At 38.7% G+C, this 15,257-nt stretch carries 17 protein-coding genes and 2 other annotated features; all 17 genes read right to left on the bottom strand.

The features are described from left to right. Nucleotides 1-59: 59 nt before the first annotated feature. On the bottom strand, nt 60-3,596 hold the full coding sequence (gene rpoB / locus BK585_RS00200; protein ID WP_078551161.1) for a DNA-directed RNA polymerase subunit beta: 3,537 nt from the start codon (nt 3,594-3,596) through the stop codon (nt 60-62). A 243-nt stretch (nt 3,597-3,839) separates the two neighbouring features. Further along, nucleotides 3,840-4,445: a class I SAM-dependent methyltransferase gene (locus BK585_RS00195; protein WP_078551160.1), complete on the bottom strand. Its 606-nt coding sequence runs from the start codon at nt 4,443-4,445 to the stop codon at nt 3,840-3,842. Between the two features lie 133 nt (nt 4,446-4,578). Further along, the gene (gene rplL, locus BK585_RS00190) at nt 4,579-4,941 is read right to left on the bottom strand and encodes a 50S ribosomal protein L7/L12 (protein WP_078551159.1); all 363 of its coding nucleotides are present in this window, start codon (nt 4,939-4,941) and stop codon (nt 4,579-4,581) included. A gap of 67 nt (nt 4,942-5,008) precedes the next feature. Then, on the bottom strand, nt 5,009-5,509 hold the full coding sequence (gene rplJ, locus BK585_RS00185) for a 50S ribosomal protein L10 (RefSeq protein ID WP_078551158.1): 501 nt from the start codon (nt 5,507-5,509) through the stop codon (nt 5,009-5,011). 31 nt (nt 5,510-5,540) lie between these two features. Beyond that, nucleotides 5,541-5,671: a sequence feature (ribosomal protein L10 leader region), on the bottom strand. A gap of 59 nt (nt 5,672-5,730) precedes the next feature. Then, on the bottom strand, nt 5,731-6,471 hold the full coding sequence (gene rplA, locus BK585_RS00180) for a 50S ribosomal protein L1 (protein ID WP_472924272.1): 741 nt from the start codon (nt 6,469-6,471) through the stop codon (nt 5,731-5,733). Between the two features lie 56 nt (nt 6,472-6,527). Beyond that, nucleotides 6,528-6,953, bottom strand: coding sequence for a 50S ribosomal protein L11 (gene rplK / locus BK585_RS00175; RefSeq protein WP_139367468.1), 426 nt, complete (start codon nt 6,951-6,953; stop codon nt 6,528-6,530). A 134-nt stretch (nt 6,954-7,087) separates the two neighbouring features. Continuing rightward, on the bottom strand, nt 7,088-7,621 hold the full coding sequence (nusG, locus tag BK585_RS00170; RefSeq protein WP_078551155.1) for a transcription termination/antitermination protein NusG: 534 nt from the start codon (nt 7,619-7,621) through the stop codon (nt 7,088-7,090). Nucleotides 7,622-7,674: 53 nt separating this feature from the next. Then, nucleotides 7,675-7,869, bottom strand: a complete 195-nt coding sequence (secE, locus tag BK585_RS00165) for a preprotein translocase subunit SecE (protein WP_078551154.1) — start codon at nt 7,867-7,869, stop codon at nt 7,675-7,677. 81 nt (nt 7,870-7,950) lie between these two features. Further along, nucleotides 7,951-8,100, bottom strand: coding sequence for a 50S ribosomal protein L33 (gene rpmG, locus BK585_RS00160; RefSeq protein WP_078551153.1), 150 nt, complete (start codon nt 8,098-8,100; stop codon nt 7,951-7,953). A 239-nt stretch (nt 8,101-8,339) separates the two neighbouring features. Then, complete coding sequence (gene sigH / locus BK585_RS00155; protein WP_170885687.1) at nt 8,340-8,984, bottom strand: RNA polymerase sporulation sigma factor SigH; 645 nt, start codon at nt 8,982-8,984, stop codon at nt 8,340-8,342. A 91-nt stretch (nt 8,985-9,075) separates the two neighbouring features. After that, nucleotides 9,076-9,588 carry an NYN domain-containing protein gene (locus tag BK585_RS00150; RefSeq protein WP_078551151.1) on the bottom strand — a complete coding sequence of 171 codons (513 nt, stop codon included), beginning with the start codon at nt 9,586-9,588 and terminating at the stop codon, nt 9,076-9,078. A 1-nt stretch (nt 9,589) separates the two neighbouring features. Then, entirely contained in the window at nt 9,590-10,339 is a 750-nt protein-coding gene (rlmB, locus tag BK585_RS00145) for a 23S rRNA (guanosine(2251)-2'-O)-methyltransferase RlmB (RefSeq protein WP_078551150.1), read from the bottom strand. Further along, nucleotides 10,332-10,766: a Mini-ribonuclease 3 gene (locus tag BK585_RS00140; protein WP_078551149.1), complete on the bottom strand. Its 435-nt coding sequence runs from the start codon at nt 10,764-10,766 to the stop codon at nt 10,332-10,334. The genes rlmB and BK585_RS00140 overlap by 8 nt, the downstream gene beginning before the upstream one ends. A 2-nt stretch (nt 10,767-10,768) precedes the next feature. Continuing rightward, complete coding sequence (cysS, locus tag BK585_RS00135) at nt 10,769-12,169, bottom strand: cysteine--tRNA ligase (protein ID WP_078556539.1); 1,401 nt, start codon at nt 12,167-12,169, stop codon at nt 10,769-10,771. Between the two features lie 36 nt (nt 12,170-12,205). Continuing rightward, nucleotides 12,206-12,871: a serine O-acetyltransferase gene (gene cysE, locus BK585_RS00130; protein ID WP_078551148.1), complete on the bottom strand. Its 666-nt coding sequence runs from the start codon at nt 12,869-12,871 to the stop codon at nt 12,206-12,208. 172 nt (nt 12,872-13,043) lie between these two features. Next, nucleotides 13,044-13,254, bottom strand: a binding site (T-box leader). Further along, on the bottom strand, nt 13,243-14,715 hold the full coding sequence (gene gltX / locus BK585_RS00125; RefSeq protein ID WP_078551147.1) for a glutamate--tRNA ligase: 1,473 nt from the start codon (nt 14,713-14,715) through the stop codon (nt 13,243-13,245). Its footprint overlaps the feature before it by 12 nt. A 61-nt stretch (nt 14,716-14,776) precedes the next feature. Beyond that, entirely contained in the window at nt 14,777-15,253 is a 477-nt protein-coding gene (gene ispF, locus BK585_RS00120; RefSeq protein ID WP_078551146.1) for a 2-C-methyl-D-erythritol 2,4-cyclodiphosphate synthase, read from the bottom strand. Nucleotides 15,254-15,257 lie beyond the last annotated feature (4 nt).

The raw sequence follows: 15,257 nt of genomic DNA, 5'->3' as shown, positions 1-15,257 counted from the left end.
TTTGATCTTAACTTGCTATTATTTTTGTGACGAGGCTGGGAAACCCAGCCCTCGTCTATTTAACCCTCGTTTGTTTCAAGGTTTAAGTTTAGTTTTTCATTGACTTGCTCATCTTCGTCATCTAGCTCTTTCATTTCAATCTCTTCTTCATTGCTAGATAACATCTTAACGTCCATACCTAAGCTTTGAAGCTCCTTGATTAATACTTTAAACGATTCTGGAACTCCTGGTTCTGGAACGTTTTCCCCTTTAACGATAGCTTCGTATGTTTTCACACGCCCAACAACGTCATCGGATTTAACCGTTAAAATTTCTTGTAATGTATAAGCCGCACCATATGCTTCAAGTGCCCATACTTCCATTTCCCCAAAACGCTGTCCACCAAACTGCGCTTTACCACCAAGTGGTTGCTGCGTAACTAGTGAATAAGGACCTGTTGAACGAGCATGTAGCTTATCATCAACCATGTGGGCAAGCTTAATCATATACATGATTCCGACAGATACACGGTTATCAAATGGTTCACCTGTGCGACCATCATATAAAACTGTTTTTCCATCACGGGCCATACCTGCCTCACCAAGTGTTGCCCAAACATCTTCCTCACGAGCTCCATCAAATACAGGAGATGCTACATGAATCCCTAGTCTTCTTGCAGCCATACCCAAGTGAAGCTCTAGCACTTGTCCGATATTCATACGTGATGGTACCCCTAAAGGATTTAACATGATGTCGATTGGTGTACCGTCTGGTAAATATGGCATATCTTCTTCAGGTAAAATCTTAGAGATAACACCCTTATTTCCATGACGTCCAGCCATTTTATCGCCTTCATGTATTTTACGTTTTTGTACGATGTACACGCGAACTAGTTGATTTACACCTGGTGGTAATTCATCTCCGTTTTCGCGGTTGAAGATTTTAACATCGAGTACGATACCGTCTCCACCATGAGGTGCTCTTAGTGATGTATCACGAACTTCACGCGCTTTTTCACCGAAAATCGCATGTAAGAGTCTTTCTTCAGCAGTCAATTCAGTTACCCCTTTTGGTGTAACCTTACCAACTAAGATGTCTCCATCCTTTACTTCTGCTCCGACACGGATAATTCCACGGTCATCTAAATTACGTAATGCATCCTCACCTACGTTAGGAATATCACGAGTAATTTCTTCAGGTCCAAGTTTTGTATCACGCGCTTCTGACTCATACTCTTCAATATGAATCGACGTGTATACATCGTCCTTAACAAGACGCTCACTTAAGATAATCGCATCCTCGTAGTTGTACCCTTCCCATGTCATAAATCCAACCATGACATTTCGACCAAGAGCTAATTCGCCTTTTTCCATTGACGGACCGTCAGCAATGATTTCACGTTTTTCTACGATGTCCCCTTCGCTTACGATCGGACGCTGGTTATAGCACGTTCCTTGGTTGGAACGAATGAATTTTTGTAACTTATATTTGTCTAAATCGCCTTGAATTTCTTTCCCATCTACTTCTTCAAGGCGACGAATCCACACTTCTTTTGCTGTTACTTTTTCAGCAATACCACGATGTTTATTAACAATCGCAGCTCCAGAGTCTTTCGCAGAAACATGCTCCATACCAGTACCAACAAGTGGTGCTTCAGGCACCATTAAAGGAACTGCTTGACGTTGCATGTTTGCTCCCATTAGAGCACGGTTAGAGTCATCGTTTTCCAAGAACGGAATACACGATGTCGCAGCTGATACAACCTGCTTAGGCGATACATCCATGTAGTCCACTCGTTCTCTTGGAACTACCGTATTCTCACCACGGAATCGAGCGATAATGTTATCGTCAATAAATGATCCATCTTCTCCAAGCTTCGCATTGGCCTGTGCCACTACATAATTATCTTCCTCATCGGCAGTTAAGTAGTCAATTCGACTTGTAACCTTACCTGTATCAGGGTCGACTCTACGATATGGCGTTTCCATAAAACCAAACTCATTAACTTTTGCATAACTAGACAATGAGTTAATTAAACCGATGTTTGGTCCCTCTGGCGTTTCAATCGGACACATACGACCATAGTGAGAGTAATGAACGTCACGCACTTCAAATCCAGCACGTTCACGAGTTAAACCACCTGGCCCTAATGCTGATAAACGACGTTTATGAGTCAATTCAGCTAATGGATTCGTTTGGTCCATGAACTGCGATAACTGAGAGCTTCCAAAGAACTCTTTTATCGAAGCAATAACAGGTCGAATATTAATTAACGCTTGTGGTGTAATCATATTAGGATCTTGAATTGACATACGCTCTCGTACAACACGTTCCATACGAGATAAACCAATTCTAAATTGATTTTGTAGCAATTCTCCTACCGAACGAAGACGACGATTTCCTAAATGGTCAATATCATCGGTATCACCTACACCGTGTAATAAGTCAAAGAAATAGTTAATAGAAGAAATGATATCAGCAGGTGTAATGTGCTTAACATCTTTTTCTACCATCGCATTTCCGATTACTTTGATGATTCGTTCACCATCTTGGTCATCAGGAGCATAAATATGCACCGTTTGAAGAGCGATATCATCATCTTCAACTACTCCACCAGATACACTTACTGTACGGAACCCTACATTTTTTTCAAGATACGGTAGAATTCGGTCAAGTGTTCGTCTATCAATTTGAGTTCCTTGTTCCGCAATAATTTCACCAGTTTCTGGGTCAACTAATGTTTCTGCAAGTTTTTGGTTGAATAATCTATTTTTAATGTGAAGCTTTTTGTTAATTTTATAACGTCCTACGCTTGCTAAGTCATAACGCTTAGGGTCAAAGAATCTAGACTCCAATAGACTTTTTGCATTATCTACTGTTGGTGGTTCACCCGGACGTAAACGCTCATAAATTTCTAATAGTGCTTTATCAGTACCATCTGTATTGTCTTTTTCTAATGAATTGCGTAAGTACTCATCTTCACCAAGTAAATCAATGATTTCCTGGTCTGAGCCGAAGCCTAGGGCACGCAAAAGAACCGTAACAGGGATCTTCCTTGTACGATCTATTCTCACATACACAATATCCTTAGCATCTGTTTCCAACTCTAACCAAGCACCACGGTTTGGTATAACAGTAGCCGTGAAGCCTTTTTTACCATTTTTATCGATTTTCTTACTATAGTAAACACTCGGAGAACGCACAAGCTGTGAGACGATAACACGCTCGGCTCCGTTGATTACAAATGTTCCCATTTCAGTCATCAATGGGAAATCTCCCATAAATACTTCTTGCTCTTTTACCTCACCAGTCTCTTTGTTAATGAGACGAACTTTCACACGCAATGGTGCCGCATATGTAACATCACGTTCTTTTGATTCATCAACAGAATACTTAGGTTCTCCTAGGTTATAATCAATAAACTCTAGTACGAGATTTCCTGTGAAATCTTGAATTGGAGAAATATCTTGAAACATTTCTCGTAAACCATGTTCAAGAAACCATTCGTATGAAGCTGTTTGAATCTCAATTAAATTCGGCAGCTCTAACACTTCATGAATTCGCGCGTAGCTTCTTCGTTGGCGGTGGCGTCCGTATTGAACTAGTTGACCTGTCAACTCATTCACCCCTCAAATCTTTCTTTTTAAGATTATTTACTAGCAAGACTTAAGTAAGTCGTACTGAAAAAGAAAAATGGTTTATAAAAAACCACATAAGTAAAACACATTTTTTCAATTTTATAAGTATAACCATCTCAGTAAAAAATAAACAGTAAATTCCTCTTGACTTTTCGTAAAATGGTCTACTAAAAATTTGCAGTCATACGCATTAAATAACAATATCACAAACTAAATCACGAGTCAAATCTTTTTTGCGCGGATAATATAATAGCCCTTTTTCTTAGAAACGACTTCACATTCTTGAAAAAGTGATTTGATTTTTTCAATTGCTGAGGGAGCCCCTTGCTTCTTTTGTATGACTACCCATAATTCACCGTTTGTTTCTAGCTGTTCAAAAGCCTGCTCAAACAATTCATGAACAACCTGTTTGCCTGCCCGAATAGGAGGGTTCGTAATAACAGCACTAAACTTCTGGGTATTCACGTTATCAAACAATCTACTCTTTCTTACGACAACATTCGCAGCCCCGTTTTTTTCTGCGTTTTTTCGGGAAAGTTCGAGTGCTCTTTCATTAATATCTACCATGTACACTTTTCGACTTTTATCTTCTTTAGCCAACGTTATACCAATTGGGCCATAGCCACAACCAACATCAATAAGAGCCCCCTCGCCACTAGTCGGAAATTCAAAAGACTCTAGCAAAAGCTGTGTGCCGAAATCTATTTCTTTTTTTGAGAAGACACCACTATCTGATACAAACGAAAGTTGTTTCCCTCTTAACTCAAAAGTAATTTGTTTTGGTTTACTTTCAACAGATGGGTTCTCTGAATAATAATGGTCACTCACCGCAATTCCTCCTTATCCTACACTAGTAAATAGTATAGTCATAAAACGAAAACCTTATAAAAACTGTCAACACCATACCCATAAGAAAAAAGCTAGACACGATTATCGTATCTAGCTTTCTTTAAGATGTAAATTACTTAACTTCTACAGAAGCACCAGCTTCTTCAAGTTTAGCTTTCACTTCTTCAGCTTCTTCTTTAGCTACGCCTTCTTTAATTGGAGCTGGAGCGCCATCAACAAGAGCTTTAGCTTCTTTTAAGCCTAAACCAGTGATTTCACGAACAACTTTAATTACGTTGATTTTTGATCCACCAGCACTTGCAAGAATTACATCGAACTCAGATTGCTCAGCAGCAGCATCAGCAGCAGCTCCACCAGCTACAGCTACAGGAGCAGCAGCAGTTACACCAAACTCCTCTTCGATTGCTTTAACAAGGTCGTTTAATTCTAAAACTGTCATTTCTTTAATCGCTTCAATGATTTGATCTTTACTCATTTTAAAATCCTCCTATTATGGTTGTTATTTTTTTAGTTTCTGGTCTTACACGTTAAAGCTAGGAAACTTAAGCTCCTTGCTCTTCTTTTTGGTCTGCAACAGCTTTTGTAGCCAATGCAAAGTTACGTACAGGTGCTTGAAGCACGCTAAGTAACATAGAAAGTAATCCTTCACGAGATGGAAGCTCAGCTAATGCTTGCACATCCTCAACAGAAGCAATATTACCTTCAATTACACCAGCTTTAATTTCTAAAGCTTCATGCTTTTTAGCAAAACCGTGGATGATTTTTGCTGGAGCAATAACATCGTCTGCACTAAATGCAATCGCAGTTGGTCCAACAAGTTGCTCGTTAAGTTCAGCTAGGTTAGCTTCTTCTGTAGCACGACGAGACATTGTATTTTTATATACTTTGAATTCAACGCCAGCTTCACGAAGTTGCTTACGAAGTTCTGTCACTTCAGCTACGTTAAGTCCGCGATAGTCAACTAGTACAGTTGATTTGCTCTCACGTAACTTTGCAGCAATTTCAGATACAACCTGTTTCTTTTTTTCGATAATTTGGCTCATAGTTACACCTCCTGTAAGTCTTGTGTCACACCTGTAAACAAAGAAAACCTTCGTATAGACATACGAAGGTTGTTAGAATTTCAGAAAGTCTGATATCCAAACCTCGGTAGGAAATTAAGCACGTTAGGCACCTACTGTCTACGGTATGAGTCATTTATATAATTAGCGCTCTAAGTGAACACTTTTAGAATTATACTTAGTTATTCGACTAATGTCAACAATTACTTTACTAAAGCAGTTGTATTAACTTTAACACCAGGACCCATAGTTGAAGTAACAGAAACGTTTTTCATGTATGTTCCTTTTGCTGCTGCTGGCTTAGCTTTCATAAGCGCATCAACAACTGCGTTTAAGTTTTCAACAAGCTTAGCTGTTTCAAAAGAAACTTTACCGATTGGAGCGTGGATGTTACCAGCTTTATCAACACGGTATTCAACTTTACCTGCTTTAATTTCGTTAACAGCTTTTGCTACATCAAATGTAACAGTACCAGTTTTAGGGTTAGGCATTAAACCTTTAGGTCCAAGCACACGTCCAAGTTTACCAACTTGGCCCATCATATCTGGAGTAGCTACGATTACATCAAACTCAAACCAACCTTGGCTGATTTTATTAATATAATCTTCGTCTCCAACATAGTCTGCACCTGCAGCTTCTGCTTCTTTTAGCTTTTCACCTTTAGCAAAAACTAACACGCGTTGAGTTTTCCCTGTTCCGTTTGGAAGAACAACTGCTCCACGAATTTGTTGGTCAGCTTTTTTAGGGTCTACTCCTAGGCGAAACGCAGCTTCAACTGTTTCATCAAACTTTGCCGTTGATGCTTTTTTCACTAATTCAATCGCTTCTTCAGCAGCGTATGCTGTTTCGCGATCAATCAACTTTACAGCTTCTTGATATTTTTTTCCTCGTTTAGCCACTTTCTTTTCCTCCTCAATTGTGGTTTTAGCGGTAATACCTCCCACTAATAAAGGTTGCAGGAAAGGAGCTTCTCCTTACTCGCAACCCTCGTCAACAAAACTTAGTCTTCAATCACAATACCCATGCTTCTTGCAGTACCTTCAACCATACGCATCGCTGATTCAACGCTTGCAGCGTTTAGATCAGGCATTTTAGTCTCAGCAATCTCGCGCACTTTATCACGCTTAACAGTTGCTACTTTTTTAACGTTAGGTTCACCAGAACCAGACTCAATTCCAGCTGCTTTTTTAAGTAATACAGCAGCAGGTGGAGTTTTTGTGATGAATGTAAACGAACGGTCTTCAAATACCGTAATTTCAACCGGAATAATTAAACCCGCTTGGTCTGAAGTACGAGCGTTGAATTCTTTACAGAATCCCATAATATTTACACCTGCTTGACCTAATGCTGGTCCTACTGGTGGAGCCGGGTTAGCTTTCCCTGCTGGAATTTGTAATTTAACCATTTTAATAACCTTTTTAGCCACGTGACACACCTCCTTAGTCCGTGATGTGGTAACCGGGTTTATACCCTCCCACTCAATTCAAACAATAGAACATGAAAATTCTATCACTTTCATAACAAGATAGCAAGTTCTTTTTATAAAAGCTATAGAGTTTGTTAAATTTTCTCCACTTGAGTAAACTCAAGTTCAACAGGAGTTTCACGACCAAACATATTGACGTGAACTTTTAATTTTTGCTTTTCCACTGCAATTTCTTCGATTGTTCCAATAAAGTTAGCAAAAGGACCTTCTTTGACTTTAACAGATTCTTTTAATTCAAAATCAATTTCAGCCTTAGGCTCTTCGACTCCCATTTGTTTCAGGATATTTTCTACTTCCTCTGGCAGTAGTGCCGTTGGTTTTGAACCTGCTCCTGCTGAACCTACGAATCCAGTTACACCTGGTGTATTACGAACGACATACCAAGAATCGTCAGTCATGACCATCTCTACAAGGACATACCCCGGAAACACTTTTCGACTAACTGTTTTTGATTTACCGTTTTTTACTTCTGTCTCATCTTCAACAGGCACAAGCACACGGAAAATCTTATCTGTCATTTCCATTGTTTCTACCCGTTTTTCGAGATTTGTCTTTACCTTATTCTCATAACCGGAATAAGTATGAACCACATACCAATTTTTCTCCATACTGTGTAGGACTATATTTGTCCTTCCCTCCTCTATGGATAATTACCTTATTTTTAACCTAAAATTAGCCGTATAAGACCAGAGATTCCAGTGTCAACAATCCAAAAGAAAACTGAAATAAAGATTACCGTTCCAATAACAACCAGTGTGTATCTAGTTAATTCCTTTCGAGTTGGCCAAGAAACACGTTTCAACTCCGCTCCAACGCCACGTAAAAACTTCCCTAAACTTCTTTCCCCGTTAGCCATTTACGACACCTCCGTACTCCAACTGCTATTTTTACTTTTATAAATTAAATCGGTTCAAGCAAAAAAGAACCGCTTGTCCAATTATTTCGTTTCTTGATGAAGTGTGTGTAAGTTACAAGATTTGCAATACTTCTTCATTTCAATGCGGTTTCCAAGATTCTCTTTATTCTTTTCAGTTGAATAATTTCTTGACTGACATATTGTGCACGCCAATACAACCTTCTTCCGCATTGTACACCTCCACAATTGGAAAATAAAAGTTACATACTGTTTTACTCTATCATACTGAATTTTTAGTGTCAATAACGCTTTCATACTACAAGGAAATCAATACGCTACTCCCTATTGTAGACGAATCTTTTTTAATATAAACATTATAAAAAACAGTACCTAACCTACTTCCCCAAAAAAGCAATAGGAACTCTTCATGCCCAGAGCTCCTATTGCTTTCTTTAACGTCTTAATCGAATTTATAGACTAACACCTTTTAACTCCACATAACGTTCAAGTTTTCTCTTTACGCGCTGAAGGGCATTATCTATTGATTTTACATGTCTATTTAATTCAGCTGAAATCTCTTGGTAGGATTGACCATCTAAGTAAAGCATTAATACTTTTCTTTCTAAATCGCTCAAGATTTCACCCATTTTTAATTCAATATCATCAAATTCTTCTTGATTAATAATCAATTCTTCTGGGTCCGTGACACGTGAACCGCATATCACATCAAGGAGTGTACGGTCGGATTCTTCATCATACAAAGGCTTATCAAGAGATACATACGAGTTCAAAGGAATATGCTTTTGTCTTGTTGCCGTCTTAATTGCAGTAATGATTTGTCTAGTAATACATAGCTCCGCAAATGCTTTAAAAGAAGATAGCTTGTCCCCTTTAAAATCACGGATCGCTTTATAGAGTCCAATCATTCCTTCTTGAACAATATCCTCGTGGTCTGCACCAATTAAGAAATATGATCTAGCTTTTGCTCTTACAAAGTTCTTGTATTTATTGATTAAATATTCAAGTGCAGTGCTATCGCCTTCTCTAACTCTCTCAACCAAACCTTCGTCTTCTTCTTGTCCAATGTTTACTTGAATCGTCTCCTTAAGGTCCATGCTCACGTAAAATCCCTCCGACCTTGCTTTTTTGTATAAAAATAGAAATATAGCAATATTATATAGCACGTTTTTAAAAAGCGTCAACTAGTCATCTGTCGCCTCGACGCCATTTTTCAAAAAGTTCTGCCATTTCTTTTGTAAGAGGGATTTTTGTCGAAGGTTGTTTTTTTTGAGTCTTTTCGACACTATTCTTAATGCCTTTTTCTGCAATTTCCAATTCAATTCGTAATTCACGGGCAGACTTTCGAAGGGCTCCTCTCCCAAAAGTTACTGATTGTTCGACAAAATCTGAGGTCGCTACATATATTTGCGTATCGACTCGTTTTAATTCGATAACCAATTTTTCAATTCTTTCATCTGCTGTTTCATTTTCTTTCGTATAAATGACATCAACTCTGTAATTTTGATACTTTTTCCCAATTCCTTCTACCATGTGAGCATCAAAAATGACAATTACTTTACTTCCAGTAAACGCTTGATATTCAGCCATTTTTTCTAATAATAAATCCCTTGCTAGCTCTAAATTCCGTTCTTTTGCTTCTCTTAGTTCTGGCCAGGCACCAATAATGTTATAGCCATCGACTAACAATACTACATTCATTTTAATCGCTTCCTAACGGGTTTCGTTTGCGATACACTTCATACATCAACAAACTAGCAGCAACTGACGCATTAAGGGAAGTTACTTGTCCAACCATCGGGATTTTTACAAGAAAATCGCATTTCTCTTTAATTAATCTACTAATGCCTTTTCCTTCACTACCGATTACTAAACCAAGTGGTAAATCAAATGAAGCTTGTCTATAATCCTGTTTTGCTGAAGCGTCTGTTCCCGCAAACCAAATGCCTTGTTTCTTAAGTTCATCCATCGTCCTTGCGATGTTAGTTACTCTGACAACTGGTACATATTCAATCGCTCCTGTAGAAGCTTTTGCCACTACTTGGGTCAAGCCAACAGCACGTCTTTTTGGAATAATAACACCGTGTGCTCCCACTGCATCAGCAGTCCGCAAAATTGAACCTAAGTTATGTGGATCTTCTAACTCATCTAAGATTAAAAAGAACGGTTCTACTCCTCTTTTTCGAGCTAACTCAAACAAATCTTCCATTTCCGCATATTCATATGCCGCAACAGAAGCCACTACTCCTTGGTGATTTGTCGAATTAACCAACTGATCGAGCTTTTTTTTAGGTACATGCTGCACAAGAACGCCTTGTTCTTTAGCAAGTTCTAAAACTTTCGACATTTGTCCTTTTTGCGAACCCTCGCCAATCCATATTTTATTAATCGGGTGTTCAGCTCGCAAAGCTTCAATAATAGGATTTTTTCCTAAAATAAATTCACTACCCATGTATGTCACCTCCTTCTTGTTTTTTTTCGATTAGATTAAACATTTCAGTTATTATCTCATTTAGGCGTTCATATTCATTTTGTAAATATAAAAAGCCTAGGAGAGCTTCAAATGCCGTGCTGTAACTGTACGTACTTCGGTCTGTATTCTTGGGAACCGTATTTGATTTGGCATTTCTTCCCCTCATAACAATCGATACTTCTTTTTCAGATAAAAAGTTAGTCTCTAGTAAAATCATGATTACTTTTGCTTGTGCCTTTGCGGATACATAGGAAGTAGCCTCTGCGTGTAAACGCTGAGGCCTAACTTTCCCATTCGCAATTAGGTGATACCTTACAAACATATCTAGTACAGCATCTCCCATATACGCAAGCGCTAAAGCATTCAATTGCGCTGCATCGACTTGTAAAGGTTCTAACTTATCCATCGTTAGGCCCTCTTCCAACGAACCCCTTGAGGAGTATCCTCAAGTATAATTCCTTTTTCTTTTAAGTCATCACGAATCTTGTCAGCCAGTTGAAAATCTCTATCTTTTCTTGCTTGATTTCGTTGCTCAATTAAAGCATCGACTTCTTCATCTAATAACTCATTTTCAGTTACAACTGAAAATCCTAGAATGTCACTAAATTCAGTTAACATATCAATAAAGGATGATAACACCTTTTTATTTGTTTGTGCTTCTCTCAAGTATACATTGGCTTCTTTTGCACTATCAAACATTACTGAAATTGCATTTGCCGTATTGAAATCATCATCCATTTCTGAAATAAAACGGTCTTTTAAATGCTTAATTTTATCAAGCCATTCATTTTCATTGATTGCCAAATCTGCACTTTCTTGTAATCGGTGTGCTACATTTGCCACAGTTGTTCGTAGACGGTCTAACCCTTGTTTTGCACTTTCTAAAAGTTCTTCACTAAAATTGATCGGGCTACGATAATGAGCCGTTAACATGAAGAACCTAACAACATCAGGGTCATGTTGTTTAATGATGTCATGAACTAACACAAAGTTTCCAAGCGATTTCGACATTTTCTCATTATCAATTTTAATATAGCCGTTATGAAGCCAATAATTCGCCATCTTTTTCCCCGTTAGAGCCTCTGATTGAGCAATCTCATTTTCATGATGAGGAAAGGCTAAGTCTTGACCTCCTGCGTGAATATCAATGGTATCCCCTAAATATTTTTTTACCATGGCCGAACATTCTATATGCCAGCCTGGTCGACCGCTTCCCCAAGGACTGTCCCAGGAGATTTCGCCATCTTTTGCATTTTTCCATAAAGCAAAATCAAGTGGGTCATCTTTTTTCTGCCCTACTTCAATTCTTGCTCCTGATTGGAGCTCTTCAATTGACTGCGTTGACAGCTTTCCATAACCTTTAAAAGCTCTTGTGCGATAATAAACATCGCCACCCACTTCATACGCGAATCCTTTGTCGATTAAACGCTCGATAAACTCAATAATCTCCTGTATTGTTTCAGTTACCCGTGGATGAGCATCTGCTTTTTTTACTCCTAAGGCACATGTATCCTCATGATAAGCATCAATAAAGCGGTTTGCTAACGTCAGAACATCTTCTCCTGTCTCTGCTGCTGCCTTTATCAATTTATCATCCACATCAGTGAAATTCGAAATATACGTCACATCATATCCCCGGTATTCGAAATAGCGACGGACTACATCAAATACAATCGCCGGTCTAGCATTTCCAATATGAATATAGTTGTAAACGGTTGGCCCACATACATACATTTTTACTTTCCCTTTTTCTAATGGGATAAACGGTTCTTTCGTTCTAGTTAATGTATTATACATTTGAATTGACATCATCTTTTCCTCACTTTCCACGTACTTTCCCTTAGTCTATTCACTTTCGTTTTTTCTGTTTACTCCAACTTTATCAAGCTCTTGTTTTAGTTTTTTGATTTCTTCTTCTAATTCTTTAAACTTATCGGAAATGGGGTCAGGTAATTTATGATGGTCTAAATCACCTTCTACTCGAATTCCGTCTTGTAAGACGACCCGCCCTGGAATTCCTACCACCGTAGAATTTGGTGGAACTTCTTTTAGCACAACAGATCCTGCACCAATTCTTGACCCATTTCCTATCGTAAATGAACCGAGTACTTTCGCACCCGAAGCAATTAAGACGTTATCCTCTATCGTTGGATGCCTTTTCCCTTTTTCCTTACCCGTTCCTCCAAGTGTTACACCTTGATAAATTGTTACGTTATCACCAATTTCACAAGTTTCACCGATTACGACACCCATACCGTGATCAATAAATAAACGTTCTCCTATTTTAGCACCTGGATGAATTTCAATACCGGTAATAAATCGGCTCACCTGAGAAATAAACCGTGCTAAAAAATAGATTTTCCTTTTCCAAAGCCCATGAGCTAAACGATGGGCCCAGATGGCATGAACACCTGAATAGGTAAAAATAACTTCAAGTCTACTGCGTGCAGCAGGATCCTGTTCGAATACGACATCAATGTCATTAAGTAGTGTTTTTAATCCTTTCTTCATTCGAATTCCCCCATTGTCTTCCCCTCACCTATTATGGGCTGTGCTAGTTTTCGTGAGCTCTTCTAAATTAACTGCTGCCCAGCATTGCGCGAAAATCTTTACTCTATCTGAGTCCTTACCCTCTACCATAAATTATTGCTACTACACAAAAAAATCCCTGTGCTAAAAATAGCACAGAGACGCATAGACGTGGTTCCACTCTGTTTAAGCAAGATTTCTGCTTCACTCGACATGATAACGGTATGTACCGCTCTTATCTACTTCATTCAATAAGAGGCTCAAAGGTGCAATTTCAAAACCGCTTTCTTTAACCACTCACAGCCAAGGTGGTTTTCTCTGAAAAAGAAGCTACGGTTTTTACTAATCCTTCTCTACGCTTTTAAATTTGATAGCATTTTTTGCAATCTAGCTACGATAACATCCTTACCTAATAACTCTAATGCCATAGGTAAATCTGGTCCGTGAGTTTGCCCAGTTGTGGCTACTCTAATTGGCATAAATAAATTTTTCCCTTTATGTCCAGTAGCTTTTTGTGTTGCTTTTGTTGCTTTTTTTATATTTTCAGCTGAAAATTCTTCTAACTGAGTAAGTTCTTCTAAAAAGTGGCTTATTACTTCTGGAACTTGTTGCTCTGCTAATACAGTTTTTGCTTCCTCATTATAATCGATATCGGCAGTAAAAAACAACTCTGTTAGCTCTACAATTTCGGCTCCATATGATAATTTCTCTTGGTGTAAGGCAATTAAACGCTTGGCCCAATCTTGCTGTTTTTCAGACATGTCTTCAGGGAGTCTACCCGCTTTCACTAAATGAGGCAAGGCTAATTCAACAACTCTATCTACATCGACTTTTTTCATGTACTGGTTATTCATCCATTCCAGCTTAGTTGTATCAAATACTGCTGGTGACTTCGCTACTCTTTCCAACGAGAATTGTTCTGATAGCTCATCCATTGAGAACATCTCGTCCTCACCTACTGGAGACCAGCCTAGTAGAGCAAGGAAATTCACGATCGCCTCAGGTAAATAGCCTAACTCTTTATACTGCTCTACAAATTGTATAATCGACTCATCTCGTTTACTCATTTTTTGTCGGTCTTGATTTAAAATTAACGAAGCGTGAGCAAATGTTGGGAGTTCCCAGCCAAATGCTTGATACAGTAACGCTTGCCGAGGTGTATTCGATAAATGCTCTTCTCCACGAACAATATGAGTCATCTTCATCAAGTAATCGTCGATGACCACGGCAAAGTTATACATTGGGATTCCGTCTTTTCTAGCGATTACAAAATCACCTACGCCATCAGACTCGAATGTTACTTTGCCTCGAACAACATCATCAATGATAATATTTTGACCCGCAGGTACTTTGAACCGAACAACCGGCTTTAATCCTTGATCTTCGTATGCCTTGCGTTGCTCTTCTGTTAAGTTACGGTCTCTGCCACTGTACATTGGCATTTCGCCACGAGCCATTTGTTCTTCCCGTTCAGCTTCTAACTCTTCCTCGGTCATATAGCAATAGTACGCTTTATCTTCATCAATAAGCTGTTGTAAATACTTTTTATAAATATCTAAACGTTCCATACAACGATAAGGTCCATATTCTCCGCCAATATCAACGCTTTCATCCCATTCAAGCCCTAACCATTTCAAGCTTTCCATCAGCTTTTGTTCGGCACTCTCCACATTTCTCGCTTGGTCTGTATCTTCAATACGTAAGATAAACTTTCCACCTTGATTTCTTGCAAATAAATAATTAAATAAAGCCGAACGGGCACCACCGATATGTAAATGTCCTGTAGGACTAGGAGCAAAACGCACTCTTACTTCACTCATGTTCATACACCTTCCATTTCTAAAACTTGAACTATTCCTTTTATTATTGACAACTGTTAGGCAATGGTCAAGCCTGAACTAATAAGATAACAGCTTGAGAAGCAATCCCTTCTCCTCGACCAGTAAAACCTAATTTTTCAGTTGTCGTTGCTTTTACATTAACCTGAGAAACGTCTGCCTCTAAAAGAAAAGCAATTCGTTCCCTCATAGCTTCTATATGTGGAGCCATTTTAGGTTGCTGAGCAATAATCGTACAATCGATGTTTCCAAGTTGAAACCCTTTTTCTTTCACTAGTGTCCATACATGCTGTAATAATTTTGCTGAATCTGCATCCTTAAAGGTGGGATCCGTATCAGGAAAGTGTTTTCCGATATCTCCTTCACCAATCGCTCCTAATGCCGCATCCGCAATCGTATGTAATAACACATCTGCATCTGAATGTCCTAGTAATCCTTTTTCATATTCAATTTCTATTCCACCAAGTAGTAACGGACGACCTTCTACTAGCTGGTGCACATCAAATCCTTGTCCAATTCTAAACATGTTT

Origin of the sequence: Bacillus alkalicellulosilyticus (assembly GCF_002019795.1) — a bacterium.
Classification (GTDB): domain Bacteria; phylum Bacillota; class Bacilli; order Bacillales; family Bacillaceae_F; genus Bacillus_AO; species Bacillus_AO alkalicellulosilyticum.
Note: the sequence above shows the minus strand (reverse complement) of the source record. Positions and strands in the feature narration are given on the sequence as shown.